The organism is Pseudomonadota bacterium (assembly GCA_036339585.1).
GTDB lineage: Bacteria > Pseudomonadota > Alphaproteobacteria > UBA8366 > UBA8366 > UBA8366.
The window spans coordinates 254,515-279,578 of record JAYZAS010000004.1 but is presented as its reverse complement, the minus strand read 5'-3'; the positions used below and the strand labels follow the sequence as shown (position 1 = coordinate 279,578).

The window sequence follows — 25,064 nt, the reverse complement described above, 5'->3', positions numbered from 1 at the left end:
ATTGTTAAAAGCAAGAGCTCAAACTTTTTTTATTCGCTGCAGGGGTTAGAAGATGTTTAGGCGCGCAAAAGAGAGTGATGACAATACGCACACTGGTTTGAGTGTGATACAAGGCGGGCAAGTTCATTTGCGCACGCTTATATTGTTACGTTGGGTGGCGGTAGCAGGCCAAACTGTGACAGTTTTATTAGTTTTTTTTGGGCTAGGTTTCGAGTTACCTTTGATTGCATGTTTTGGAGCAATATTCGGCCTTGTTTCCTCCAACGTAGTGTTGGCAAGCCGAGGCCGTGAGCGGCGTCGGCTTACAGAACGAGAAGTATTTTTATTGCTTGGGTTCGACGTTTTACAACTCAGCGTTTTGCTTTTCTTGACCGGAGGGCTCGCTAATCCATTTGTTATTCTTATAATTGCTCCAGCAATGGTATCTGCGACGATTTTATCCCGGGGTGCTACCATTGGTTTGATTGTATTGGCTATGATCTGTATCTCGCTCCTGGGGCAATATCACTTGCCCCTACCTTGGAGTGGTTCACCGATAGAACTCCAACCAACCTATCGATTAGCAATTTGGACGGCCCTGGCCGTAGCGGTAGTTTTTATTGCGACTTATGTTTGGTCGGTCTCAGAGGAAGCTAGGCGCATGTGGGAGGCATTGGCTGCAACACAAACTTCTTTGGCGCGTGAGCAGAGGGTCTCGGCTTTGGGCGGTTTGGCGGCAGCGGCAGCTCATGAACTAGGCTCTCCTTTGGCTACAATAACTGTGGTTGCCAATGAACTCTCGAAAGAGATCCCGGCTAACAGTCCCATCGCTGAGGACGTCCAACTACTATTGAGCCAGTCCGAACGGTGTCGCCATATAATCACTGGTCTCGCGCAAGCGCCGGAGGCCTCTGCATCGGGCCCTTTCGAGCGATTACCTTTCTCAGCGCTAGTTGAAACTGCTCGTGCTTCTCATGAATCAGGCACTATTGATATTTCTGTCAATATTCAAGCGGATGCTGTTGGAGATGAACCATATCTACCGTATGGTCCAGAAATGATGCATGGTCTAGGAAACCTAATTCAAAATGCTATTCAATTTGCTCACAGTCAGGTATGGCTTGATTTAAACTGGGATAAAGAAACTGTTTGGTTAGTAGTGCGCGATGATGGGCCAGGGTTTAGAGCATCGGTTCTTGCAATGATTGGTGAGCCCTACATATCGACACGCAGTGCAACAGGGGAGAATCTGGGTCTGGGCATCTTTATCGCGCAAACGTTGTTAAAACGCACTGGTGCACATTTAAGTTTCAGCAACCAGAATGGCGGAAAGGTTGAGATTAGCTGGACACGCGCTATTCTGATTAAAGAGTCTTTGGATGGAGAAAGAAAGTGAAGGAATTCACAGCTGGATTACCTGCGGATAGGACACTTCTTATCGTGGACGATGATGCTCCACTGCGAAACCGATTAGCTCGAGCACTGGAGAAGCGTAATTTTTTCCCCGAAGTGGCTGCTAGTGTTGCTGAGGGTATTGAACTAGCCGCTCAGCGCCCACCTGCCTACGCGATCGTCGATCTGAGATTAGAGGATGGAAATGGTTTAGAAATAGTAAAGGCGCTGCGCGAGGGCCGCCCTGAGACAAGAATTGTTATTCTAACGGGCTATGGAAACATAGCCACCGCCGTTGAGGCAGTGAAGGCTGGAGCAGTTGACTACCTTCCGAAGCCGGCAGACGCCGATGCAATTGCTGCGGCCCTTTTGGAAACTGAACGGCCGCTGCCATTGCCGCCGGAAGATCCGATGTCAGCTGATCGAGTCAGGTGGGAACATATTCAGCGGGTTTATGAGCAATGTAACCGCAATGTGTCTGAGACAGCGCGACGGTTAAAAATGCATCGGCGCACACTCCAGCGCATTCTGAATAAGCATGCTCCGCGGAATTAGGAATCGAATGGATTATTCATAATGGTGTCTGACTTGTTTTCCTTAAATGGACTTCTTGAAAAGCTTAATGCGGGGAACATTATATGCGTTGGAGACGTAATGTTGGATCGGTTTTTTGAGGGTCAGGTAAATCGATTATCTCCAGAAGCGCCAATTCCTGTGCTTGAGGTTGAGACAGAGACAGCAATGCTGGGGGGGGCGGGTAACGTCGTTCGCAATATAGCGGCGTTGGGTTCAGCTGTTCGCCTCATCTCTGTTGTTGGTAATGATGAACCAGGCCGCTGTGTTGAAAATTTATTAAGGGTGCAGGATAATCTTTCGGCAAAATTAGTTTTTGAGAAAGATCGCCCCACGACTGTTAAGTCCAGATACCTTGCAGCGCGACAGCAATTGTTACGAGCTGATCGAGAAGTGACATCGCCGGTAACCGAAAACACTTCAAACGCCATTGTATCAGCTGTACGGAAGGAGCTCTCAAAAAGTAACGGTGTTCTTGTGCTTTCCGATTACGGGAAGGGTGTCCTGGGGGCTGACTTAATTCGCATCTTGATTGACGTGGCTATGCAAAATGGCACAAAGGTAATAATTGATCCGAAAGGTAATTTTTTTGATATTTACCGTGGCGCTGACTTAATAACTCCGAACCTCCAAGAGTTACGCAGAGCAAGTGGCATGACCGTAAACTGTGACAGTGAAGTTGTCGCAGCCGCACGTAAAATAATACAGAATGCAGGCGTAAAAGCTGTTCTCGCCACAAGAAGTGAGCAAGGCATGAGTCTTGTAACTATGGAAGAGGCCACCCACTTAAAGGCACGTGCGCGAGAGGTATTTGATGTCTCCGGCGCTGGTGATACGGTGGTGGCGTTAGTGGCAGTTGCACTTGATATAGGCGCAGACCTCAAAACGGCTGCTGCTCTTGCCAATATTGCAGCTGGAATTGTTGTTGGTAAAAATGGCACTGCAGTTGTCCATACATCAGAAATCCTTTCAGTCTTACATGAGACTGCCCTGATGGGATCTGAACTTAAGGTTTTAGCTCTGAGCGAGGCTTCAAATAAAATAGCCTTGTGGAGGGGGAAGGGGTTCCGGTGCGGCTTCACGAATGGCTGTTTTGACCTGCTTCACCCGGGCCACATCTCGCTTCTTTCCCAAGCTAAAGAAAACTGTGACCGATTGATCGTTGGCCTTAATAGTGATCGGTCTGTGCGTCAACTGAAAGGTGAAAAAAGACCGGTACAGAGTGAATCGAGCAGAGCACAAGTATTGGCTTCGCTCGCTGACGTTGATCTGGTGGTAATATTTGATGATGCGACACCACTTGCAGTAATTGAAGCATTGCGGCCAGACGTTCTTATCAAAGGTTCTGATTATGAGCTTAAAGACGTCGTTGGGGGCGATTTAGTAATGCAGTGGGGAGGAGAAGTGATGCTGGCGGACATATTGCCTGGTCACAGCACGACGGATACAATTGAAAAACTTGAGGGTAAAGATTTTGTTCAGACTAATTGAGCTCATTTAAGTTCCAGCCCCCCCGATCATGGTGCGCATCAGTGGTCAAATTTCCATATCGAGTGATAGTTGTATTTCTATGGGTGATTAGGCCGGTTTCACAGCCTTCATATTAAGGCTAACAGAAATTCCATTTAGTTTTTCTGTGCTTACATCATCAAAAAGGCCAAAATCGTCGATGCATTTGATATTTTCAAAGCCAGCGTCCGTTAGGAAGCTACCTAAAAAATCGGCAGTGAAGCCGGTAGCATTAAAGTCATCTTCATCAATTTCGCCGCCAAATAGTATCCGCATTAAATGCCATTGGTGGTCGGGCGTTATCTTCTCATGAACAAATAGTATGCAGAGTGCAGCCATATCGGGCACGCTGACCATAAGCTCACCGCCTGGTTTAAGAATGCGAAGACACTCCCTGAGTGCCTGCGGTATTTCCTCTTTGTAACCGCAACGCTGTAACAGATGACAGCTATAAATTATATCGAATGAATCATTTGAGAACTGGCCCAAATCTCCAAAGTCGCCCTTATAATCGGCATCAGCATTCTCGCTTGGGTGCATATTTTTCCAATCAGCTGTTGGAGTCGATCCACCAATATTTAATTTCATGATAGGCACTTCCGGTGATTATTAGACAATAAGATAAAAATTTTCAGTACCCTACTAGGTACAGGCCTCCACCACGTGTCGTCAATGTATCAGATTGTGCGGGCTTCTTATAAATCGAAAGCAAAGCGTAAATCTCTCGATTTTTAGCCCGTTAATAATGCCTTTTTAAACAGTGGCTGTGCGAATGTTTTTCTAAATGGCGCGCCCGAGAGGATTCGAACCCCTGACCTACGCCTCCGGAGGGCGTCGCTCTATCCAGCTGAGCTACGGGCGCCTAAGAGCAGGAACCTAAGGCAATCTTCAATACTATGCTAGCTAGTTTTACTAAAGTTAGTTTGAATATTTTGGAACCCTGTAAGGCATGCCATGTGATGGTGAGCGCATTGGTTTTTTCATCCAGTCCAAAATATCATTCCAAACATCTTTCGCATTTAAATCTCGCAAAAGCATGTGGTAACCGCTCTCATATTCTTTGATGACGATATTAGAAGAACGGTTCAACAAGCGCGTTTCTAGCAAGAGGCGCGCTTTGCTTGGAATAATATCATCCTGTTTTCCGTATAATATTAATGCTGGTCCCTTTAGTTGGTTTGCACTAGAGAGGGCCATATCCATAAGGTCTACTAAGCCGTTTACAGCATCAATGCGTGTGCGTTTTATTATTTTCTTATCTGTAGATAGTTGCCTTAGCATACTAAGGTTATCAGAAGGTTTGCGTCCGAAGCCTCCTCCGCTTACACCGAGGCCAGGTGCAAACTTGGTCAACATCCATAATGCAGATTCTTGCCAAGCTGGTAGAGCTGCACGTCCCCATGTTGCTGGTGCTATTAAAATTATTCCATCGTGCGGAGGCAGACTATGCTGTGCTGATGCCACTATCGCAACGGTTCCCCCCATGCTTTCTCCTAACAAAAAAAGCGGCACGCCAAGATGTTTCAAACGAATCATGCGAGCAATCGCTATGAGGTCAGCTGTTAATGACTGGGCTCCGTGCCAGCGCCCGGCAAATGGTGCTCCCCCAAACCCACGCTGATCGTAGGCATAGGTGGTTACACCGAACTTGGCCCAATAAGCTGCAGGTTTTTCAAAGGCCTTTGAATAATCATTGAAGCCATGGACTGCGAGAACGACGAATTGTGGAGAGATTTCTGGCCCCCATTTTTTGAAAGGAAGCTTTATGCCGTCATTCATAATAAAATTATTCTGGTCTAAAGCCGTCGCCTGAGATACAGGTCCAGGTTCAATATAGCGGGGCCCACATGAGCTTAAAAATAATAGTGCAGCAGCTAACACCATGGCATGTTTCATTCTGCTGGGTCTTTTTCTCTATTGGGCGAAGTTTGAGTTAACTGTAGGAAAATGTCCCCGAGATTGGTTTCCTTACTTTTAATATCAGCGATGGTTAGCCGAGCTTTCCTAAATTCCTCCAGAATTTGGCCAACCTGAATTATACCTTTTTTATAATTGATCATGACCGCCCCGTTTTGAGTGAGTGAAGGAGAAAACCGCAAAAGATTGGAGGGTACTTCAACGAGCGGACTGTCAGTGGTTATAATCAAAGTTTTTTCATCAATTCGAGACAAAAGGGTTTCTTTTCTCTCTGAAGCGATCAATTCTCCCCTGTGGATAATAGCAATACGATCACAAAGTTTTTCTGCCTCCTCAAGATAGTGGGTGGTGATTAGTACTGTTACCCCACCTCGATTGAGTATGCGGATGTTTTCCCAAAGCTGTTCGCGTAGTTCTATGTCAACACCGGCTGTTGGTTCATCCAAAACTAGAACCGGCGGATCGTGAACCATAGCTTTTGCAATTAGAAGTCGGCGACGCATTCCGCCAGAGAGGGTTCGGGCATATGAGTCGGCTACAGAAGAGAGCCCCACACGGTCAAGGATCTCATCCGTTTTGGTATCTGCGGGTGGTACTCCATAAAGTCCCGCTTGCATATTGAGGTATTCACGGGGAGTGAAAAAGGCATCCATATTAAGTTCTTGAGGAACAATTCCGATGGCTGAGCGTGCATTCCGTGGGTATTTATCTATATCAATGCCCCAAATTTTAACGCTGCCGGCGCTCTTAGTTATAAGTCCACCAAGAGTGTTTATTAAAGTGGATTTTCCAGCGCCGTTAGGGCCTAATAAAGCAAATAGAGACCCCGTGGGAACGCATAGATTTATTTCTTCTAGCGCGGTTATTGCGGGCCTCTTTTTTGAACTAGCGTAGCTTTTTGTTAATCCGTGAATCTCAACAGCTAGCTTGGGGGGCTTGCAATAAGAATCAGTCAATTTGTGCCTCCTAGGCGATTGATTGTCGCGAGGCATTCGCTATCATCCAAGCTCACCAGTGGTCAACCATGGATACAGATTAACTATGGAAGGATAGTACCGTAAATGAAACCAATTGAAGTGACTAACGTAGAGACAAGGGAGGTGAGCTGTGATGGTGGAAGTGGAGCCTCTGGACACCCGCGTATTTTCCTAAATATGGGTGATAATACGGAAATTGAGTGCCCTTATTGCGGCAGGCAATTTAAGTTGTTGAAGCTAGATACGTCGGTAGGTGGGTAAGAAGGAATTTATAAAAATGGTGGGGCAATAATGGAACATTTGTATTTAGTAGATGGCTCTGGATTTATTTTCCGCGCCTACCATGCGGTCAGGCCTTTGACGCGTCCTGATGGCATACCAGTCAACGCCGTATACGGGTTTACACAGATGTTACTGAAGTTAGTCGAAGAAAGTGATGCAGACCATATAGCGGTTATCTTTGATGCTGCGCGGAAAACTTTTCGTAATGATATCTTTCCCGATTACAAAGCACATCGGCCGCCACCACCGGATGACTTGATCCCCCAATTTGACTTGGTGAAAGAAGCTACCAAGGCTTTCGGGCTTCCAGCCGTCGAAATGCCGGGTTATGAGGCTGATGATATAATTGCCACTTATGCGAAAATGGGAGCTGAGGCAGGAGCAAGTGTGACAATCGTGTCTTCAGATAAGGATTTAATGCAGCTAGTTGGTGGTAGGGTATCGATGTTTGACTCTATGAAAAACCGCCTGATTAGATCAGAAGAGGTGATTGAGCGATTTGGTGTAGTACCTGAAAAAGTTGTTGAGGTGCAGGCCTTAGCGGGGGACTCAGTCGACAATGTACCCGGGGTCCCTGGCATAGGCATAAAAACAGCGGCTTTGTTAATTAACGAGTATGGTGACCTTGAGACTCTCTTAGAGCATGCCCACGAAGTAAAACAGAAAAAGCGACGGGAAAACCTTATTGAATTTTCGGAGCAAGCGCGCATCTCTCATAAACTGGTGCAGCTGAAGCAGGATGTTCCGGTGCCAAGTTCGTTATCAGAATTCGCTCGGAAACAAATTGATAGCGATAAAACCATACAATTCCTTAGCGAGCAGGGATTCAAATCAATTATTTCTCGATTGAATACAGGATCTCAAAACAATCAACAGGAGCAGAATGAGACTTATGAGCATGTGGATTATAAGGTTGTCCAGGACAAAAATACCCTCCAAGATTGGATAAAGAAAATTTATCGGGAAGGGTTGGTCTCAATTGATACTGAAACTACCTCTTTGAACCCAATGAAAGCTGAATTAGTGGGGATTTCATTGTCGGTAAACCCGGGCAAGGCTTGTTATATTCCAGTTGCACACAAGAGAATACAAAAGCCAAGTAGTCCCAGTGTGATTGAACATAACAATTCAAAACAAGATCAAGATTTAAAACAGCTCCCTCAGTCTCTTGTGCTTGATATGCTTAGGCCCGTGCTAGAAGATGAATCACTAATAAAAATTGGTCAAAACATAAAATATGACTCTCTCATTTTGCTCAGATATGGAGTAGTTGTTGGGCCTGTCGATGATACAATGGTGTGTTCTTTCGTTCTTGAAGGCGGTTCAGGGAAGCATGGTTTGGACGATCTCGCGGACCATCATTTAAATGTCAAAACCATAAAATATAAAAGCGTGGTTGGATCGGGGCAGAAACAAATCACTTTCGACTATGTGCCCCTTGAACAAGCTTGTAACTATGCAGCTGAGGATGCTGATTTGACCCTTCGGTTGCATCGTATTTTAAAGCCGCGATTGTTAGATGAAAAAATGGTTACCGTTTACGAAACTATTGAAAGGCCATTAATTCCCATACTTGTTCAAATGGAAAAAAACGGAATACGTGTTGATCAAGACCTATTGACGAAATTGAGTTGCGATCTGGCTAAGCGGCTCTCTGCCCTTGAAGATGAAATTAGAGCCCTTGCCGGTGAAGACTTCAATATTAATTCTCCCAAACAGCTTGGGCAGATTTTATTCGAAAAGCTGGGTTTGCCTGGCGCAAAAAAGACTAAGACCGGCGCCTATCAAACCAGTGCAAAAATTCTAGAGGACCTTGCCTTAGAGGGTCATGATTTGCCTACGCAGGTGCTTGAGTGGCGCCAGCTAGCAAAACTCAAGAGTACTTATACAGACTCATTAGTGAAAGAGATAAATCCGGAAACAGGGCGCGTCCACACATCATATGCGATGGCGGGAGCCCAAACTGGGCGTCTTTCTTCCACTAATCCAAACTTACAGAATATTCCAATAAGGACTGATGAAGGGAGAAAAATCCGACAAGCATTCGTTGCGAAACCTGGACATAAGCTCATGTCATTTGATTATTCACAAATTGAGCTTCGGGTTCTTGCTCATATGGCGGGTATCGACTCCTTAGCTCAGGCCTTTAAAGGAGGAGCCGACATTCATGCTACGACTGCATCGCAAGTTTTCGGTATACCATTGAATGATATGGATCCACAAATGCGGCGCCAAGCAAAAGCTATTAATTTTGGAATTATATATGGCATTAGCGCTTTTGGACTAGCGCGGCAGCTGGGCATTGATCAGACAGATGCTAGGTCTTACATCAATGCTTATTTTGAACAATACCCTGGCATCAAGGCTTATATGGAGCGCTTGAAGAGCGAATGTCGCAAGACTGGAATGGTTACAACGCTTTTCGGTCGGCGCATCCATCTGCCGGGCATCAATGATAAGGATCACATGCGTCGTAATTATGCAGAGCGCCAGGCTATAAATGCCCCAATTCAAGGAACAGCGGCTGACATTATTAAACGCGCTATGATTCGGGTGCCGCAGGCGCTTCAGAGGCATGGGTCAGAAGCAGCAATGCTACTTCAGGTTCACGACGAGCTCTTATTCGAAGTACCAAATAATGAAGTGGATGAAGTGGCTAAGATTATTACTGAAGTGATGGAGAGAGCTGCGGGGCCAACAGTAAAAATGTGCGTGCCTCTGGAAGTTGAGGCCGGCATTGGTAATAACTGGGATGAAGCTCACTGATAACAGCTTACAAAGTGAAAATATAAATTTACATTTGTCACTGCATGCTACTAACCTTCCCTAACGTTAGTAGCATGGGCATTGTGTCTTGCTTGTTGTTATGGATTTGTTTCTGCTGGTGGATGCTCTTCTGACAATCGAGATAAAAAAGGCTGTGATTGTGATAATCAAAGAAGGAATTACTTTATGTTAAGAATTCTTGGACGGAACACTTCCTCAAATGTAATGAAGGTTCTCTGGGTTTGTGATGAGCTTGGGATTGAATACAGTCGTGAGGACGTAGGTGGAAAATTTGGGAAAAATGACCAGCCAGATTACCTTGACATGAACCCGAATGGTTTAGTGCCAACAGTCATAGACGATGGATTCGTGCTTTGGGAGTCAAATGTTATAATCCGTTACCTAGCCTGCAAGTATGGACACGAGACAACCCTTTGGCCAGATGATCCGCGAGCGCGAGCAGAAGCTGATCGTTGGATGGAGTGGCTCAGCACGACCGTTAACCCACCAATGTTTTTGATTTTCCGGAACCTCGTAAGAGAAAGTGAGGAGACGCGCAACATGCAAGAGGTTGAGCTTGGGATCGAAAAGGCGACGCCTCTCTGGAAAATACTTGATACACACTTGGTTGACAGGGAATTTGTTAGTGGCTCACAATTCACTTTAGGAGATGTGCCGTTGGGCGTGCACGCCAGACGTTGGATCGAGTTGCGGCCAGAAGAGGCAAGTAGTATGCACAATCTTTTATCATGGTTTGAAAGGTTAAAAAAACGTCCAGCTTATCACCATTGCCTCATTCCCCTGCAATGATCTGTTTTTGCACCGGACGCGATGGCCGAGCGATACTGTGGTCATATTCAAGATGGATCAGTGAAATACAATGAAAGTTAAATACCGTATTGGCGAAAATGTAAAAGTGTTAGCGATCGATCCAGATGGACATGTTCGTACACCCGCTTATGTACGTGGCAAAACAGGAATTGTTGAGAGCTTCGAGGGTGTTTTTTCAAACCCGGAGGAGCTCGCCTACGGCACCGATAACGGGTCCAAATTACCGCTTTATAGAGTTCGATTCCAACAAACTAAGATTTGGTCAGATTATTCTGGCCCTGCTAAGGATACTATGGTGTTGGATCTCTATGAGCATTGGTTAGAAATCGCTTGACCTGCTTATTAAGACTTTCTGCAGCAGCGGTACTTTCGCTTCTTTGTGGCTGTTATTTTCCATCTGATTTTGACGCCCAACTGCAAATAGATAGAAGTGGGAATTATATTTTCCGGTATAATGGGAATCTCACTCACTTAGGCCTTTTAAAAGAAATTAATTTAGGCAAGCTTAATGATGTTGGAGTTGCGAAGAAAATTTCGACCATCCAACGCGACCTTGCGCGTGACAAGGGTTTCGGCCCAGGCTCTTCTTTAGAAAAAAGGGTCCGGCATATTCAGCACATAAAAGACTCAACCTTTCGCGTGGCCTACAAACGCGATGGAAATTTGAACAAAGAGCGTTCTTTCAACTTTGTTCGCTTTAATTCTCGCTTAATTTCCATAAGCCGAGTGCCAGATAAATCGGAAAACAGAAAAAGATGGTTAGTGAAGATCATTGGCGACAAGCCTAACAACGAACTTATCAAGGCCTTGGAAAGAGTAAGCTTAAAAGCTAATGGTCGCTTTCGTATTCAAACTAACGCGATGGTTTTAAAGCACAATGCAGATTCTTTTTACCAAATAAAAAAGTCTGTGGTTTATGTTTGGAACATAAAGAGTCTCACGAAGACACCACCCGTTCTGATTTTTAAGCTAAAAATAGAATAAACAAAAAATGAAAATTTGAACTCCGGAATCTCTCTGTTTTTACGAGGAAGCAAAAATACCTGCTTTTTTCACCTCTTCACTAACGTGATCCTCAAATTGTTTAAAGTTATCTTCGAATCTGGCACGCAGGTTTTTAGCGGTATTTTCGTAAGCCGATTTGTCTTGCCATGTGCTGCGCGGGTCTAAGACCTCTCCTGGCACACCAGGGCAGCTGTTGGGCACCGAAACCCCAAAATGAGGATCCGGATTAAAAGTGACATCGGTCAGTTTACCATCCAGAGCTGCCCTAACCATGGCCCGAGTGTAGGAAATCTTCATTCGTTCACCTGTGCCATATGCTCCGCCTGACCAACCAGTATTGACTAACCAACATTTTGCGCCAGACTTCTCTATCCTCTCACCTAGCATTTCTGCATAAACTGATGGATGACGTGGCATGAAGGGGGCCCCAAAGCAAGTGGAAAAAGTTGCCTCTGGCTCTGTTACTCCTTTTTCGGTGCCGGCTAGGCGCGCTGTATAACCTGATAAAAAATGGTACATAGCTTGATCAGCAGAAAGGCTGCTTATCGGTGGAAGAACACCAAATGCATCTGCTGTGAGCATCACAATATTTTTCGGTTGTCCCCCAATTCCTGTTGGTTCTGTGTTTGGGATAAAATCGATTGGATAGCAAGATCGGGTATTTTCAGTTTTGCTGTCGTCAAACAAATCAAGGTACCGGGTGTCCGGATCCATTACGACATTTTCGAGAACTGTTCCAAATCGATGTGAAGCTGCAAAGATTTCTGGCTCCGCTTCTTTGGAAAGATTGATAACTTTTGCGTAGCAGCCACCTTCAAAATTAAACACCCCGTTGTCAGACCAACCATGCTCATCATCACCAATTAAAGTGCGAGATCCATCGGCAGACAGAGTGGTTTTACCTGTACCTGAAAGGCCAAAGAAGATAGCTACATCACCTGCTGCTCCTATATTTGCTGAACAGTGCATGGGTAAAACACCATTTGCCGGAAGGGTGTAATTAAGATACGAAAAAACTGATTTTTTTATCTCACCTGCATATACGGATCCAGAGATAAGCACTATCTTCTCTGAAAAATTCATCATAATGGCAGTTTCAGAATTGGTATTATCCACATTGGGTGAAGCATGAAGGTATGGTGCATGTAAAATTATTAAGTCTGGCTCGAAGCCTTTTAACTCTTCAGAAGTTGGGCGGATGAACATATTTCGCGCAAATAGGCTGTGCCATGGAATGTCCGTGATAACACGAACACAAAGCTGATTGGTTTTCTCAGCCCCGGCATAAAGATCTTGTACATAAAGATCGCGCCCTTGGTAATAGGAGAGTATACGACGGTGTAGATTTTTGAAACTGGCCTCATCCGTACTCTGGTTTACGGGGCCCCACCAAATATTATCTTTGCTTGTCTGCTCCTCAACTAGGAATTTGTCTTTTGGGGATCTGCCAGTGTGTTTACCAGTATCAACAACTAGAGCTCCACCAATAGATAGCTTGCCATGATCGCAACGAATGGTGGCTTCATAGAGAGGCGCCGCAGCTAAGTTCCAAGAAACCGAGTTTGTGTTGATGATACCATGAGCATCTAAGCTCTGAAATTTTTCTGTAGCCACTTTGGCGCTCCTCTTATTGTCCACCATAGATTAAAACAACGAGTTTTCTGGTGAGCAACGTTTCCCCATGTTTAAGTGTCTAGATATCTGTGATATCCGCTCTCAAATCAATAGAGAATCACATATCAACGTGTCTCTTGGTATGTTGTTTGCTGTTATATGCGAGAATTGTTGCAAATTTGAGCCTAAATAATTGAAATGTTGTTAGTCAACGTCAACTTTTTTTGGCTAGCTCCGCAGAAATAGCCTTTGCAAGAGCGTCTGCGCTGGTTGCGTGGCGGAAAATGCGAGCAATTTTTCCGGTGGGAGCTACTAAGTAGAAAAACGTCGTATGATTGAGTAAATATTCACTAGAATCATCTTGATGCACAACATGGCTCAATACGCGGTATGTTTTTGTAACACTATCAATTTCAACTTTGCTGCCTGTGAGCCCGCGCATTTTTGGGTGAAAATGGGCTACGTAGGTTGCCAGTGACTCCGGGGTATCGCGGTTTGGATCTACTGAGATAAACAGCGGTTGAACTAGGTCTGCGGTTTTTCCGAGGCGGTCAAGTGCGGTTGTCATTCTTGCGAGACCCGTTGGACATATATCCGGGCAAAAAGTATAGCCGAAGGTGATCAATAAGAATTTTCCAGGAAAACTTTTCTCTGTGATTTTTGAGCCATTATGATCGGTGAGTGTAAATGGTCCACCAATATCGATAACGGGGAAGAACCCTATTTTTGGGGCCGGCTCTGAAGTCGTGTTTTCAATTTGATGCCAATACACGAGTGCTGCTAAAGCAATAGAAAAAAGTGCGGCTACCAAAACCCCAATTACTGCGAAGGATGTAGAATTTTTCATGCACAACCAAATGGATCGAAAATATGTTAATGACTGTTATTGTCACAGTGCTTACTTACCCATAACAGTAGGCAAATCGCCGCATGACAGTGCTTTTTTTAGGATTTTATGGTCGTTGAAAATGCCATTTTTTTGCCTTTTTACTGCCCCAACAGAGACATCAGTGTCATTTATGATATTCTATGGTGAGGAAAACCTTTGAGATGCAGCTGTATTCAATTCTAAGTCGACCGAAAAAATCGTGTCCTATGCTGTCCGAGATTTGGGCAAAAATAAAAAGGGGTAGCTGTGAATGAAGAAATTAATTGCCTTGGTTGATGATGACCAAAATATTCTAACTTCGGTCTCAATGGCTCTCGAGGTAGAGGGCTATGAGGTAGTGATTTTTCATGACGGAGAAGAAGCGCTAGAGGGGCTAACCAAAATTACCCCCGACCTTGCTGTTTTAGATATAAAAATGCCAAGAATGGATGGAATGGAATTACTTCAAAGATTAAGACAAAACACCAAAATTCCGGCTATTTTTTTAACCTCCAAAGATGACGAAATTGACGAGGTGTTAGGGTTACGTATGGGTGCAGACGACTACATCAAAAAGCCATTTTCCCAGCGATTACTTATTGAAAGAATTCGCACCATTCTCCGCCGGTCTGAATTGTTGGAAGAACCCTTGGATGGTGCGCCAAAAGATCTCATCGAGCGTGGGAAGCTTAAACTTGACCCTCAACGTCATCTGTGTTGCTGGAATGGTATTGAGATTAAACTCACCGTAACAGAATTTCTTTTGTTGCAATCTCTCTCACGACGACCCGGGCATGTAAAGACTCGTGATCAGCTGATGGATGCGGCTTATGGAGAAAGTATCTATGTCGACGATAGAACGATAGACAGTCATATAAAACGCCTGAGACGCAAATTTCGGGAGGTTGATACGGATTTCTCTCAGATAGAGACACTCTATGGTGTGGGATATAGATATGGCCAATCGTGACCACTAAGAAGGCTGAAAACAATTGTTCCGGTAAATTGAGTTGCTCGGCTAACGGACCAAATGGCTATTTTTGCTCCATCATCATGTTGGTGAAAAAGTGGCGAGGAAACTGTCACCGGCAGCGCATTATCTCGCCACTTACGTTGAGAGTACTCGCTGTAAATATTGTTGCGCTGTTAATTCCGATCGGGTTTTTATTTTATTCTGATTCGTACAGAGATGGGCTCATTGACGCAGAATTAGAGGTCATGGGTAATAAGGGTAGATTAGTGGCTGCTGCACTCGGCGAAACATCAGTTGGAGAAACGCATGCGGGAAGACAATTCATCAACCCACTAATGGCGAGGGATACTATCCGGCGTTTAAGTGATGATCCTCAATTGCGTACACGGCTCTTTGTGCTCAATGGGGATCAGATAGTCGACAGCAAGCAAACGGATATTCAGGTAGAACCACTATCTCCAAGAGGAGAGAGTCATCTGATATGGGATTGGGCATTTGGCCTTATTGACTGGGGTATTAATTGGCTGCCAACTGGCGAAAAAATATCTCGTTATCGTGAAGACGTGTTGCCTCGCGCCAACCATTACGCTGAAGTCGTGAGTGCATTTTCTGGTAATGTTGTGGGTATCACCCGTATGGGTGGGAAGAGTGGTTTGGTGTTGTCGGTGGCTGTACCCGTTCAAAATGTGCGGCGAGTCGTGGGAGCAATACTTTTATCGCAGGACGCAACAGAGATAGAAGCTGCTATTCGTGATTTTCGGCAGAAGGTCATTGTTGTATCAGGTGCGGCACTTGTTATTACCATACTTTTATCCATCTATTTGGCGGGGACTATAGCCCGCCCGGTCTTGCAGCTCGCTGGCGCCGCCGAAATGGTTCGCTTGGGGCATGGTCGAGAGTCACAACAAATACCTGACTTTTCATCACGAGGAGACGAGATTGGAGATCTTTCACGCGTGTTACGTGAAATGACTGATGCGTTGCATGAGCGTATGGATGCAACGGAGCGGTTTGCCGCTGACGTTAGCCATGAGATTAAAAACCCCCTGACTTCTCTTCGAAGTGCCGTTGAAACAGCTCTGAAGTTGAAAGATCATCAACGACAGACAAAGCTGATGGGCATAGTGCTGGAGGATGTGCAACGGCTTGATCGTCTTATAACAGACATTTCCAATGCATCCCGTCTTGACTCGGAGCTTAGTCGTGAGGAGATGCAATCAATAGATGTTGGCCGTATGATTTTGGCCTTGGTAGATGTAGAGAACTCCGTATCCAGTTCTGCGCGGTTTGAGGTCGAGGTAGACCCGAGTATACCCCTTTTTGTGAGAGGCTCGGAGGATCGTTTGGTGCAGGTATTCCGAAATGTATTGGGAAATGCTTCTAGCTTTAGTCCACCCAAGGGTAAGATTACAGTTACAGCAAGAAAGAATGGCGATTTCGTTGAGGTAATAATTGAAGACCAAGGGCCCGGTATACCAACATCAAGACTATCAGCAATTTTTGACCGGTTCTATACTGAGCGCCCTGAAGGTGAGAAATTTGGTGCTCATTCCGGACTTGGGCTCTCTATTTCAAAACAAATCATCGAGGCGCATCGAGGTAAGATTTTAGCCGAGAATCGAGGCCAATATGATGGGGAAAGTGGAGGCGCTAGATTCATAGTAGTTCTTCCGGCGGAGCAAAAACCTTAAATAAAACCCAACGCACTGTCATGTAAGTGCCCCGGTTAGCGATGGCCACGCAATTTCTCACAGCTTCTTGAGCTGCGAATGCTGCGATTAAGCTTTGGGCCTGATGGATCGTAGGGTCATATCGTTGACATCTGGGTGAGGTTATTCAATTATGAAACATGGCGAGCATAAATTTTTTCACACATGCAGTTATTCGGAAAAGTTGAGCCGCTGGCTCTAAGTGATATATATGTAATTTCGTCATTCGATTCTACGCATTTGTATGTAAACTAGTGTTTTGCTTTGAATATTAGGTGTGTGGCGGATGTTGCCACTTGCCTCGGTTTAACCGGTCTGTACTCGGTACCACACCCTAGGCATCTAAGGCATATCCGGTGGCTTAACTCAGTGGCAGTATGTGCAATAGAGAGCACTATGTTGGATAAACGTTTGGTGAGGCTATAACATTTGAAAGAGCGCGTCTTAATAGTCACTGGCATGTCTGGCGCTGGGCGCACAGCGTCACTCAAATTCCTCGAAGATTTAGGTTATGAAGCAGTTGATAACCTACCGCTCTCATTTCTGGGCAGACTGATCGATCAGCCTGAGCCAAAAAATCTTCTTGGCAATGGTAGGCCATTGGCAATAGGGGTGGATCTCCGGACTCGAGGGTTTGCGGTTGAGACGGTAATGGACGAACTTGAGCGTTGGAAAGCCAACCCCTTTGCAGAGGTCCTATCAATTTTTGTCGACTGTGAGGATGTGGTGCTCGGGCGGCGCTTCACTGAAACGCGTAGGCGGCATCCTTTAGCATTTGACCGTCCGCTATCAGATGCCATTGGACTCGAGCGTCGCCTTTTACTAAGACTTCGTGATCGTGCTGACCTGGTATTAGACACTACTGAGCGAACCTTGTCTGAATTAAAGGTAGTCCTTGCCAAGCATTTCGCATATGGCAAGGGCACGGGGACAGAAATTTTTATAAAGTCATTTTCGTTCCGGCACGGTTTGCCCCGTGAAGCAGACTTAGTCCTTGACGTTCGATTTTTGAGGAATCCACATTACGATCAAAAGCTCCGCCCGTTGTCGGGAGAGGATGAGGTAGTTCGTTCTTATATTATGCGAGATCCGGGGGTAGCTGAGTACTTAAACGCGGTTGAAGAAATGCTGGCCCTTTGTCTCCCCCGTTACAGAGAAGAGGGCAAGAGCTACTTAACTATTGCATTTGGCTGCACTGGAGGTCGCCACAGATCTGTATTCGTGGCAGTTGATATTGCAAAAAGATTGGAGCACAGAGATTGGCGGGTCCGTATCATACACCGCGACATACATCGAGATGCTGGTAGCGATATGCTTTAGGCAGGAATCGGGGCGGAAGGTGGCTGTAATAAAGGGTTGGGGTTTATTCGCGCACCGGCATGTTGGCGATGAATTCTGCGCTGCAACTAATAGGGATTTCGAATTGCAATATATTTGATGTTGCGTTGGTGGGCTTGATTAAGCTCATCAATACCCGGAATATCTTGTAGATGTAACATTGCCCCAAGCTGTATTCGATATTTCAAATTTATATACTTGTCCATTTTAATTTTTTGGCGACTTTTTTGGCGTTACATACGGACTTTTCCCTTACATTCACAGTTTGCGTAGTATTTGGCTTGAAACACAAGCCCGCTCAGTGAGCTTCAATTATCACCATATAGCTAGGCGCATTCAAACATAACGACATAAACATATCGTTATATTTTTGTTGATATCCAAGCGTTTTTGCTAGTATAAATGGCGAAGGGATGGAATTATACGTAAAGTTCATTTTAGATTTTCTAATAAAAGAGAGGTTTTTATGGCAGCGTCTAATGATTTTAAAGTCGCAAATATTGAGCTCGCCGACTGGGGTCGCAAAGAGATTGCTATTGCTGAGACTGAGATGCCCGGTTTAATTGCTATCCGCGAGGAATATGCTGGAAAAAAACCTCTTGCTGGTGCTCGAATTGCTGGTTCATTGCATATGACCATACAAACAGCTGTCTTAATTGAGACCCTTGTAGAACTTGGAGCAGAAGTGCGTTGGGCTTCTTGTAACATTTTCTCCACACAAGATCAGGCGGCCGCTGCCATGGCTGTAAAGGGGATCCCCGTTTTTGCTTGGAAAGGTGAGACAGAAGAAGAGTATTGGTGGTGTATGGATCAAACTATCAAGGGGCCTGGTGGATGGACGCCGAACATGATTTTGGACGACGGAGGCGACCTTACAATAGTTATGCATGAAAAGTTCCCCGAACTCTTAGAAGACGTTCGTGGATTGTCAGAGGAAACAACTACCGGAGTTCATCGTTTGAATGAGATGGAGAAAAATGGCAGCCTCGCGGTGCCAGCATTTAACGTCAACGATTCTGTAACAAAATCAAAATTCGACAATTTATACGGCTGCCGCGAGAGTCTTATCGACGGTATTAAGCGCGCAACTGATGTTATGCTTGCTGGTAAAACCGCTGTCGTAGCTGGTTATGGTGACGTTGGAAAAGGCTCTGCAATAAGTTTGAGAGGTCAAGGAGCGCGTGTATTGGTCACCGAAGTGGATCCTATTTGCGCACTGCAAGCGGCTATGGAAGGATACGAAGTTACAACAATGGAGGCTGCTGCCCCAGTTGGTGACATTTTTGTAACTACAACCGGAAATATAGACGTTATTACGTTGGACCATATGAGAGACATGAAAGATCGTGCGATTGTTTGTAACATTGGTCACTTCGACTCTGAAATCGCTATTAACGATTTGAAGAACCTAAAGTGGCACAATATCAAACCTCAAGTTGACGAAGTTGAGTTCGCCGATGGAAAACGCTTGATTGTCCTTGCGGAGGGTCGTCTAGTGAACTTGGGTTGCGCGACAGGGCATCCAAGCTTTGTCATGTCAGCGTCATTTTCAAATCAGGTCTTAGCCCAAATTGAGCTTTGGCAAAATCACAAAAAATATGAAAATAAAGTTTATGTGTTACCAAAATCGTTAGATGAGAAAGTTGCTCAGCTTCATTTGTCAAAACTGGGAGCCCAATTGAGTTCTCTTTCAGAAAAACAAGCTGAATATATTGGCGTTGGGCAGAGCGGTCCGTTTAAACCAGATTATTATAGATATTAGAAAATTAGCAAAAATCTTTGGCGCATTCGTGAAACTCCTTGCACCTTTTTTCCAAGAATCACTCTTGAATTTGTGCCCGTTCGTATAAGTTTTCAGGTGCGACACGCATTCGGTTTTCGTGCGCTAGGATCAGCGGAAAGGCAGTAATAGGTCAAAAGCGGCTGTAATCTGTCACTCTGTGGCCGCTTGAGTAAACGGCCCTATGTTCGCTACAATAATTTAAGAGCCCGGCAAAACTCTAAACTCGCCTGTAATCACAATAACTGATTATCACATGTACAAAGGATATAATGTCACCTGCTCAACATCAACCGCTTAAAACCAATGGAGTATGCGATGCAATTAGATTGGATGATGTATCTTCGAGCCTAAGACTCGCGGAATCCATTGCGAGGGTGGCGACAGTTGGCGATGTAATAGGCCTAACGGGGCCGATTGGTATCGGAAAGACTGTATTTGCGCGCGGCTTCATTCGGTTTTTGACCCATCACGATGAGATCGTGCCTAGCCCTACCTATACATTGATGCAGGTCTATGAAACGGGAGCTATTCCAATATTCCACTACGATTTGTACCGGATTCAATCGTATTCGGAAGTGGAGGAACTCGGCTTTGATGCTGCTGTGGCGGGGGGCATAACATTAATCGAATGGCCAGAGAGTATTGGTCCTTTAGGTGGAGCCTCTCGACTCAATATTTCCTTCGAGGCAGGTAAGGAAGGGCTTTCAAATCATCGACTTATTTGTTTTGACCCAGGTCTGGCATGGCAAGAAAGATTGAGTAATGCTATCAAAGTATTCATCGAGGAAACCGATGCATAATCGTAAAACTTTAGCAAACAAATTTCTGTGTCGAGTGAAATGGCAAAATGGGGAACGTACACACCTAGCAGGCGATGCTTCTAATCGTCGATACGAACGCATTCGAAAAAAAAATGAGTGTGCTGTATTTATGGATGCCCCGCCTCCTCTTGAAGATGTAAGTGCGTTCATAACTATTGCTAATTTACTTCGTGGCCTCGGTTTGAGCGCACCAAACATTTTTGAGGCAGATACAACTGCAGGCTTTTTATTGATAGAAGATTTTGGTGACGCAACCTACACTGAAAGGCTGTTGGCTGGGTCTGATGAGGTTGAACTTTACAAGCTAGCAACCAATGTTCTTATCCATTTGCATAGAACTTACCAAAATGATGGGACTGTGCCAGCCTATGACAATGATCTATTGGTGCAGGAAACCCAGCTGTGTGTGGATTGGTATATGCCTGCAGTCTTGGGAATAGATACCCCTGATCTTGAGAAAGCAGCCTTTTTTGATGCGTGGCGAACCTCTCTAAAAAGGGCACGAGAAGTGCCATCGAGCATAGTATTACGCGACTTCCATGTTGATAACCTCATGTATCTTAAAAATAAAACTGGTATCGCAGCTTGCGGTTTGCTGGATTTCCAGGATGCTGTTACAGGGCCTGTGAGCTATGATTTGGTATCGTTATTGGAGGATGCTCGCAGAGACGTGCCCGCCAATATCAGCAGGCAAATGTTGTCCCAATATTTGTCGGCCTTCCCCACATTAAATCCGGATAAGTTTGCGAGTTCGTATGCTATACTTGGTGCGCAGAGGTGTACAAAAATCCTCGGTATCTTTACTCGCTTAGATAGAAGAGACGGAAAACCCCAGTATCTGAAGCATATTGCTCGGGTATGGCGTTGGCTTGAAAGCGACCTTAGACATCCTGCATTGACGCCTGTTAGAACCTGGTTTGATGACTACTTTCCGAAAAAATATCGTATTACTCCGGCGTCGGTGACACGAGAGTGACCTTTATTAAAAAAGCAATGCTACTGGCCGCAGGCCTAGGAACTAGGATGGGTCCACTATCGGCGGAATGTCCCAAGCCTTTGATAAAAGTATTAGGGAAACCCCTAATAGATTATGGGTTAGATCACTGCGTTGAATACGGGATTAGGCAAATTATCGTTAATACTCACTATTTACCAAATCAAATCTGTAATCACGTATCGAAGTTCAAGCGCGTTACAACCATTTATGAAAAGGAACGCCTAGAAACAGGTGGTGGAGTTAAGAATGCGTTAAGTTGCTTTGGGCAGAGCCCTTTCTTCGTCATCAATAGCGATGCGCTCTGGGTCGACGGTCCTTATCCTGCGCTAAAGCGTTTGGCGTTGGCATGGGATGAGAATCGAATGGACGCACTGCTTTTGTTGTACCCAGTGGTTCGCCTAACCTCCTACATGGGGCACGGTGATTATCATGTAGACGGTACCGGTATTGCTCAGAGGCGCGCTGAATTAGAAGTATCGCCCTATATTTTTGCAGGTGTTCAGGTTTTGCACCCGCGTCTTTTTCAAAACACCCCTGAAGGAGCATTCTCACTTAACACACTTTACGATAAGGCCGAATCAGAGGGCCGCCTATATGCACAAGTGCATGATGGTGATTGGTATCATGTAGGGACACCCGAGGAACTGAGGTTAGCAGAGATTAATATATCACAGAGAAATATTACGGTGAATAAGCGGTGAATTTCTTTGATCCTAGGTTAATAAATGTTCATGTATAAAACTTCGATCTTTACAATCCCGGCTGAGCGCTCTTTTTTAGACAGTTTGGCTTCCCGGATGATAATCGAAAGGGAAGGAGACCCGAGTCGCTTTGCGGAGACAATTGTCTTATTGCCCACTCGTCGTGCGTGCAGAGCCTTGCAGGATTCATTCTTACAAATTTGTGAAGGGGCACCAACAGCCCTACCTGTTATGCAGCCAATCGGTGATACTGATGAAGAAGAACTGGCTTTTGATAGTATTGCAGGGATTGATATTGCGGAACTTGCCCCCGCTATGCCTGATAGCTATCGTATCTTGTCCCTGGCAAAGCGCATACAAAGTTATAGAAAATGCTTGCCCGAGGTGTCTACGCATGTGTCCCCGCCAGACCAAGCACTTTTGCTGGCCATAGAGTTAGCGCGTTTTCTTGATATGGTTCAAACGGAACGGCTTGACTTCGCTGGTTTAGATTCCCTTGTGCCAGATGATCTTGCTATGCATTGGCAGGAGACTTTGAGTTTCCTGCGCGATTTTACAGAAAATTGGCCATCAGAGGTTGAACGCTTGGGTTTCCTAGAACCGGCTGAACGGCGCAACAGGTTACTCGATGCAAGAGTTAAACAATGGACTGGCAACCCGCCGGCTGGGCCTGTTATAGCTGCCGGTTCTACCGGCAGCATACCTGCAACTGCTGATTTGTTAGCGTTGGTTGCAAGGATGCCTCAGGGCCGTGTTATTCTGCCTGGATTAGACCTTTTAAGCGATGAAGAAAATTGGGCGGCTATTTCAAAAGATCCCACACATCCGCAGTTTGGGATGGCGAGGTTACTAAAACGCCTCGACGTAAAGAGAGAGGATGTAGAAGTTTGGGGTCAACACAATACTTGCGAGCAGAGGTCTCGTTTGATTTTAGAAGCAATGCGTCCCGCACCAATGACCGCGGTTTGGCAGGGTTTAGAAAAATCTGGTCCCCTCCAAACAGAGGGATTGAATCTCATCGAATGCTCCAACGAGGCCGAGGAGGCGGGTGTTATTGCTCTTATATTGCGAAAACAACTCGAGGTAGAAGGTAGAACAGCTGCACTAGTGACTGGCGATCGCCGTCTGGCGCGTCGCGTAGCCATGGAACTCAAACGTTGGAAAATTAATATTGATGATTCTGCTGGTGTTCCCTTAGCCGATACTTTTCCAGCAATATACATGCGCCTGGTAGCTGAAATGGTAGCAGACAAATTTGGGCCAGTAGCACTACTTAGTCTTGGAAAACATCCACTGGCTGCTGGTGGTTTTACGGTGGTCGGCTTCCGGTCAGGAATGCGTCTGATGGACCGTATTATTTTGAGAGGAAGTCGGCCCGCACCGGGGATTAAAGGTATTCGATCATTGCTAGATGCTACTGAGAGCAAGTCCTTAGATGATTCAAATAAAAGCTTGTTGGCGCATATTTTGGATGAGTTGGATATTCGGTGTCGTCCTATGAGTGCTCTTGGAGATGGAAGAATACCATTTAGTACGCTGGTGGAGTCTCACATTAAAGTCGCAGAGGCGTTAGCCCAGACTACAGATGAGGCTGGCGCCGAACGACTTTGGGCTGGACAAAACGGCGAATCATTAGCGAGCTTCTTCTCCGACTTACGGGTGTCTGCAAGTGTATTTTCCGACCTCTCGCTCAATCACTATCCCGCAGTCTTAAATATTCTAATGAGTCGCACGATTGTGAGACCGCGTTATGGGATGCATCCGAGATTAAATGTTTGGGGACCATTGGAGGCTCGGTTGCAAAAAGCAGATTGCATTGTTATTGCTGGTCTGAATGAGGGAAATTGGCCGCTTGAAGTAAAGCCGGATCCGTGGCTCAGTCGTCCTATGCGCCGCTCATTTGGGTTGCCAGCCGCTGAACAACGCATAGGACTCTCAGCACACGATTTCACCCAACTGTTAGCGGCCCCTGAGGTATTTTTAACCCGATCTAGAAAAGTTGATGGTACTCCGACGGTGCCTACCCGTTGGCTAAGCAGGTTAAATTCCGTACTCTGTGCCGCGGGTAACGACAGGGGCCTGATGGCGCCGGACTATTGGACACAATGGCAAGCAATGCTCGATAGGCCACGATTTATAAAGCCTGAAGGTCCCCCAGCACCTAGACCACCTACTTCTGCCAGGCCCAAAAAATTGTCGGTTACACAGATAGACACTTTAATGCGTGATCCTTATGGAATCTATGCGCGTCATATTATCGATTTGAAGAAGTTGGAACCACTTGAAGCTGACCCGGGAGCCTCTCAAAACGGAATGATAATCCATGCCATTCTTGACCGTTATATAAGCCACTTCTCGGATGGAGCCCCTCCCGATGATTTACAGGTATTATTAAAAATCGGCGAGGAAGTTTTTAGTGAACATCCAATGAGACCTTCAGTGTACGCATTTTGGTGGCCGCGCTTTTGCCGCATCGCGGGGTGGTTTGTCGAACATGAGAGGGCGCGTGTAAATTCGGTAATAAAATCATTTACCGAAATACAAGGCTCAATAACATTGGAAACGAGAAATGGCCCTTTTGAATTAACAGCACGTGCGGATCGAATAGATCAGCTTGCTGATGGGAGGCTTGAGATCATTGATTATAAGACTGGCAGTACTCCGACAAAAAAACAGGTCCAAAATGGACTGTCTCCCCAACTGTCATTAGAGGCGCTTATCGCTAATAAAGATGGATTTGAAGGATTAAAGGGGCAGGATAGTTTGAGGGTTGCCGCTTTTCATTATTGGAAGCTTGGGGGAGGTGATCCGGCAGGAACGGTTACATCTTTCGATAATTTGGAAACATTGACTGAGGAAGCTCTCGGTGGGATTCAGATGTTGATTGAAAAATTTTCTGACCCTGCGACCGCCTACGAAGCAATTCCAATTTCAAGCCGCAAGCCACAATATAATGATTATGAGCACCTAGAGCGCATACTTGAGTGGTCGGGAGGTATTAAAAAATAAACGTAAATCCTAAACCAGGG

General features: G+C 45.4%; 21 protein-coding genes and 1 tRNA gene. 16 read left to right on the top strand and 6 right to left on the bottom strand.

Features of this window, described 5'->3' with window-relative positions; all coding sequences use genetic code 11:
- Positions 1-52 precede the first annotated feature (52 nt).
- Genes VX941_04240 through rfaE1 form a run of 3 tightly spaced genes read left to right on the top strand, consistent with a single transcriptional unit; the run spans position 53 to position 3,435 of the window.
- Entirely contained in the window at positions 53-1,375 is a 1,323-nt protein-coding gene (locus VX941_04240) for an ActS/PrrB/RegB family redox-sensitive histidine kinase (protein ID MEE2932614.1), read from the top strand.
- On the top strand, positions 1,372-1,926 hold the full coding sequence (locus tag VX941_04235; protein ID MEE2932613.1) for an ActR/PrrA/RegA family redox response regulator transcription factor: 555 nt from the start codon (positions 1,372-1,374) through the stop codon (positions 1,924-1,926). Before VX941_04240 ends, VX941_04235 begins: the two co-directional genes overlap by 4 nt.
- 24 nt (positions 1,927-1,950) lie before the next feature.
- A complete protein-coding gene (gene rfaE1 / locus VX941_04230) occupies positions 1,951-3,435 on the top strand; it encodes a D-glycero-beta-D-manno-heptose-7-phosphate kinase (GenBank protein MEE2932612.1) in 1,485 nt (494 codons plus the stop codon).
- 87 nt (positions 3,436-3,522) lie between these two features.
- Here the strand turns inward: rfaE1 and VX941_04225 are convergent, their stop codons facing one another.
- The 4 genes from VX941_04225 to VX941_04210 form a co-directional block, all read right to left on the bottom strand.
- A complete protein-coding gene (locus tag VX941_04225; protein ID MEE2932611.1) occupies positions 3,523-4,041 on the bottom strand; it encodes a methyltransferase domain-containing protein in 519 nt (172 codons plus the stop codon).
- Between the two features lie 197 nt (positions 4,042-4,238).
- Positions 4,239-4,315: transfer RNA gene (locus VX941_04220), tRNA-Arg, on the bottom strand.
- 56 nt (positions 4,316-4,371) lie between these two features.
- Positions 4,372-5,349, bottom strand: coding sequence for an alpha/beta fold hydrolase (locus VX941_04215; GenBank protein MEE2932610.1), 978 nt, complete (start codon positions 5,347-5,349; stop codon positions 4,372-4,374).
- Positions 5,346-6,326 carry an ABC transporter ATP-binding protein gene (locus VX941_04210; protein MEE2932609.1) on the bottom strand — a complete coding sequence of 327 codons (981 nt, stop codon included), beginning with the start codon at positions 6,324-6,326 and terminating at the stop codon, positions 5,346-5,348. The genes VX941_04215 and VX941_04210 overlap by 4 nt, the downstream gene beginning before the upstream one ends.
- Before the next feature lie 105 nt (positions 6,327-6,431).
- Between VX941_04210 and VX941_04205 the strand changes: the two genes are divergently transcribed.
- From VX941_04205 to VX941_04185, 5 genes are all read left to right on the top strand, one after another.
- On the top strand, positions 6,432-6,608 hold the full coding sequence (locus VX941_04205) for a zinc-finger domain-containing protein (protein ID MEE2932608.1): 177 nt from the start codon (positions 6,432-6,434) through the stop codon (positions 6,606-6,608).
- Between the two features lie 30 nt (positions 6,609-6,638).
- Complete coding sequence (gene polA / locus VX941_04200; protein ID MEE2932607.1) at positions 6,639-9,395, top strand: DNA polymerase I; 2,757 nt, start codon at positions 6,639-6,641, stop codon at positions 9,393-9,395.
- Between the two features lie 186 nt (positions 9,396-9,581).
- Positions 9,582-10,205 (top strand): glutathione S-transferase family protein, encoded by a 624-nt coding sequence (locus VX941_04195; GenBank protein ID MEE2932606.1) that lies wholly within the window; start codon positions 9,582-9,584, stop codon positions 10,203-10,205.
- Positions 10,206-10,275: 70 nt separating this feature from the next.
- On the top strand, positions 10,276-10,560 hold the full coding sequence (locus VX941_04190) for an SH3-like domain-containing protein (protein MEE2932605.1): 285 nt from the start codon (positions 10,276-10,278) through the stop codon (positions 10,558-10,560).
- Positions 10,557-11,210 (top strand): hypothetical protein, encoded by a 654-nt coding sequence (locus tag VX941_04185; protein ID MEE2932604.1) that lies wholly within the window; start codon positions 10,557-10,559, stop codon positions 11,208-11,210. Before VX941_04190 ends, VX941_04185 begins: the two co-directional genes overlap by 4 nt.
- A 39-nt stretch (positions 11,211-11,249) precedes the next feature.
- On the opposite strand, the gene VX941_04180 is transcribed toward VX941_04185, so the two are convergent.
- Both VX941_04180 and VX941_04175 read right to left on the bottom strand, forming a co-directional pair.
- Positions 11,250-12,845: a phosphoenolpyruvate carboxykinase gene (locus VX941_04180; protein MEE2932603.1), complete on the bottom strand. Its 1,596-nt coding sequence runs from the start codon at positions 12,843-12,845 to the stop codon at positions 11,250-11,252.
- Positions 12,846-13,059: 214 nt separating this feature from the next.
- Entirely contained in the window at positions 13,060-13,692 is a 633-nt protein-coding gene (locus VX941_04175) for an SCO family protein (GenBank protein MEE2932602.1), read from the bottom strand.
- A 292-nt stretch (positions 13,693-13,984) separates the two neighbouring features.
- Between VX941_04175 and VX941_04170 the strand changes: the two genes are divergently transcribed.
- From VX941_04170 to addB, 8 genes are all read left to right on the top strand, one after another.
- Positions 13,985-14,683, top strand: coding sequence for a response regulator transcription factor (locus tag VX941_04170; GenBank protein MEE2932601.1), 699 nt, complete (start codon positions 13,985-13,987; stop codon positions 14,681-14,683).
- Positions 14,680-16,377, top strand: a complete 1,698-nt coding sequence (locus VX941_04165) for a stimulus-sensing domain-containing protein (protein MEE2932600.1) — start codon at positions 14,680-14,682, stop codon at positions 16,375-16,377. The genes VX941_04170 and VX941_04165 overlap by 4 nt, the downstream gene beginning before the upstream one ends.
- A gap of 447 nt (positions 16,378-16,824) precedes the next feature.
- A complete protein-coding gene (rapZ, locus tag VX941_04160; protein ID MEE2932599.1) occupies positions 16,825-17,715 on the top strand; it encodes an RNase adapter RapZ in 891 nt (296 codons plus the stop codon).
- A 484-nt stretch (positions 17,716-18,199) separates the two neighbouring features.
- The gene (ahcY, locus tag VX941_04155) at positions 18,200-19,495 is read left to right on the top strand and encodes an adenosylhomocysteinase (GenBank protein ID MEE2932598.1); all 1,296 of its coding nucleotides are present in this window, start codon (positions 18,200-18,202) and stop codon (positions 19,493-19,495) included.
- A 290-nt stretch (positions 19,496-19,785) separates the two neighbouring features.
- Positions 19,786-20,316 carry a tRNA (adenosine(37)-N6)-threonylcarbamoyltransferase complex ATPase subunit type 1 TsaE gene (gene tsaE, locus VX941_04150; protein MEE2932597.1) on the top strand — a complete coding sequence of 177 codons (531 nt, stop codon included), beginning with the start codon at positions 19,786-19,788 and terminating at the stop codon, positions 20,314-20,316.
- The gene (locus tag VX941_04145) at positions 20,309-21,313 is read left to right on the top strand and encodes a phosphotransferase (protein ID MEE2932596.1); all 1,005 of its coding nucleotides are present in this window, start codon (positions 20,309-20,311) and stop codon (positions 21,311-21,313) included. Before tsaE ends, VX941_04145 begins: the two co-directional genes overlap by 8 nt.
- On the top strand, positions 21,310-22,035 hold the full coding sequence (locus VX941_04140; protein MEE2932595.1) for a nucleotidyltransferase family protein: 726 nt from the start codon (positions 21,310-21,312) through the stop codon (positions 22,033-22,035). The genes VX941_04145 and VX941_04140 overlap by 4 nt, the downstream gene beginning before the upstream one ends.
- Before the next feature lie 24 nt (positions 22,036-22,059).
- A complete protein-coding gene (gene addB, locus VX941_04135; GenBank protein ID MEE2932594.1) occupies positions 22,060-25,044 on the top strand; it encodes a double-strand break repair protein AddB in 2,985 nt (994 codons plus the stop codon).
- Positions 25,045-25,064: the final 20 nt, after the last annotated feature.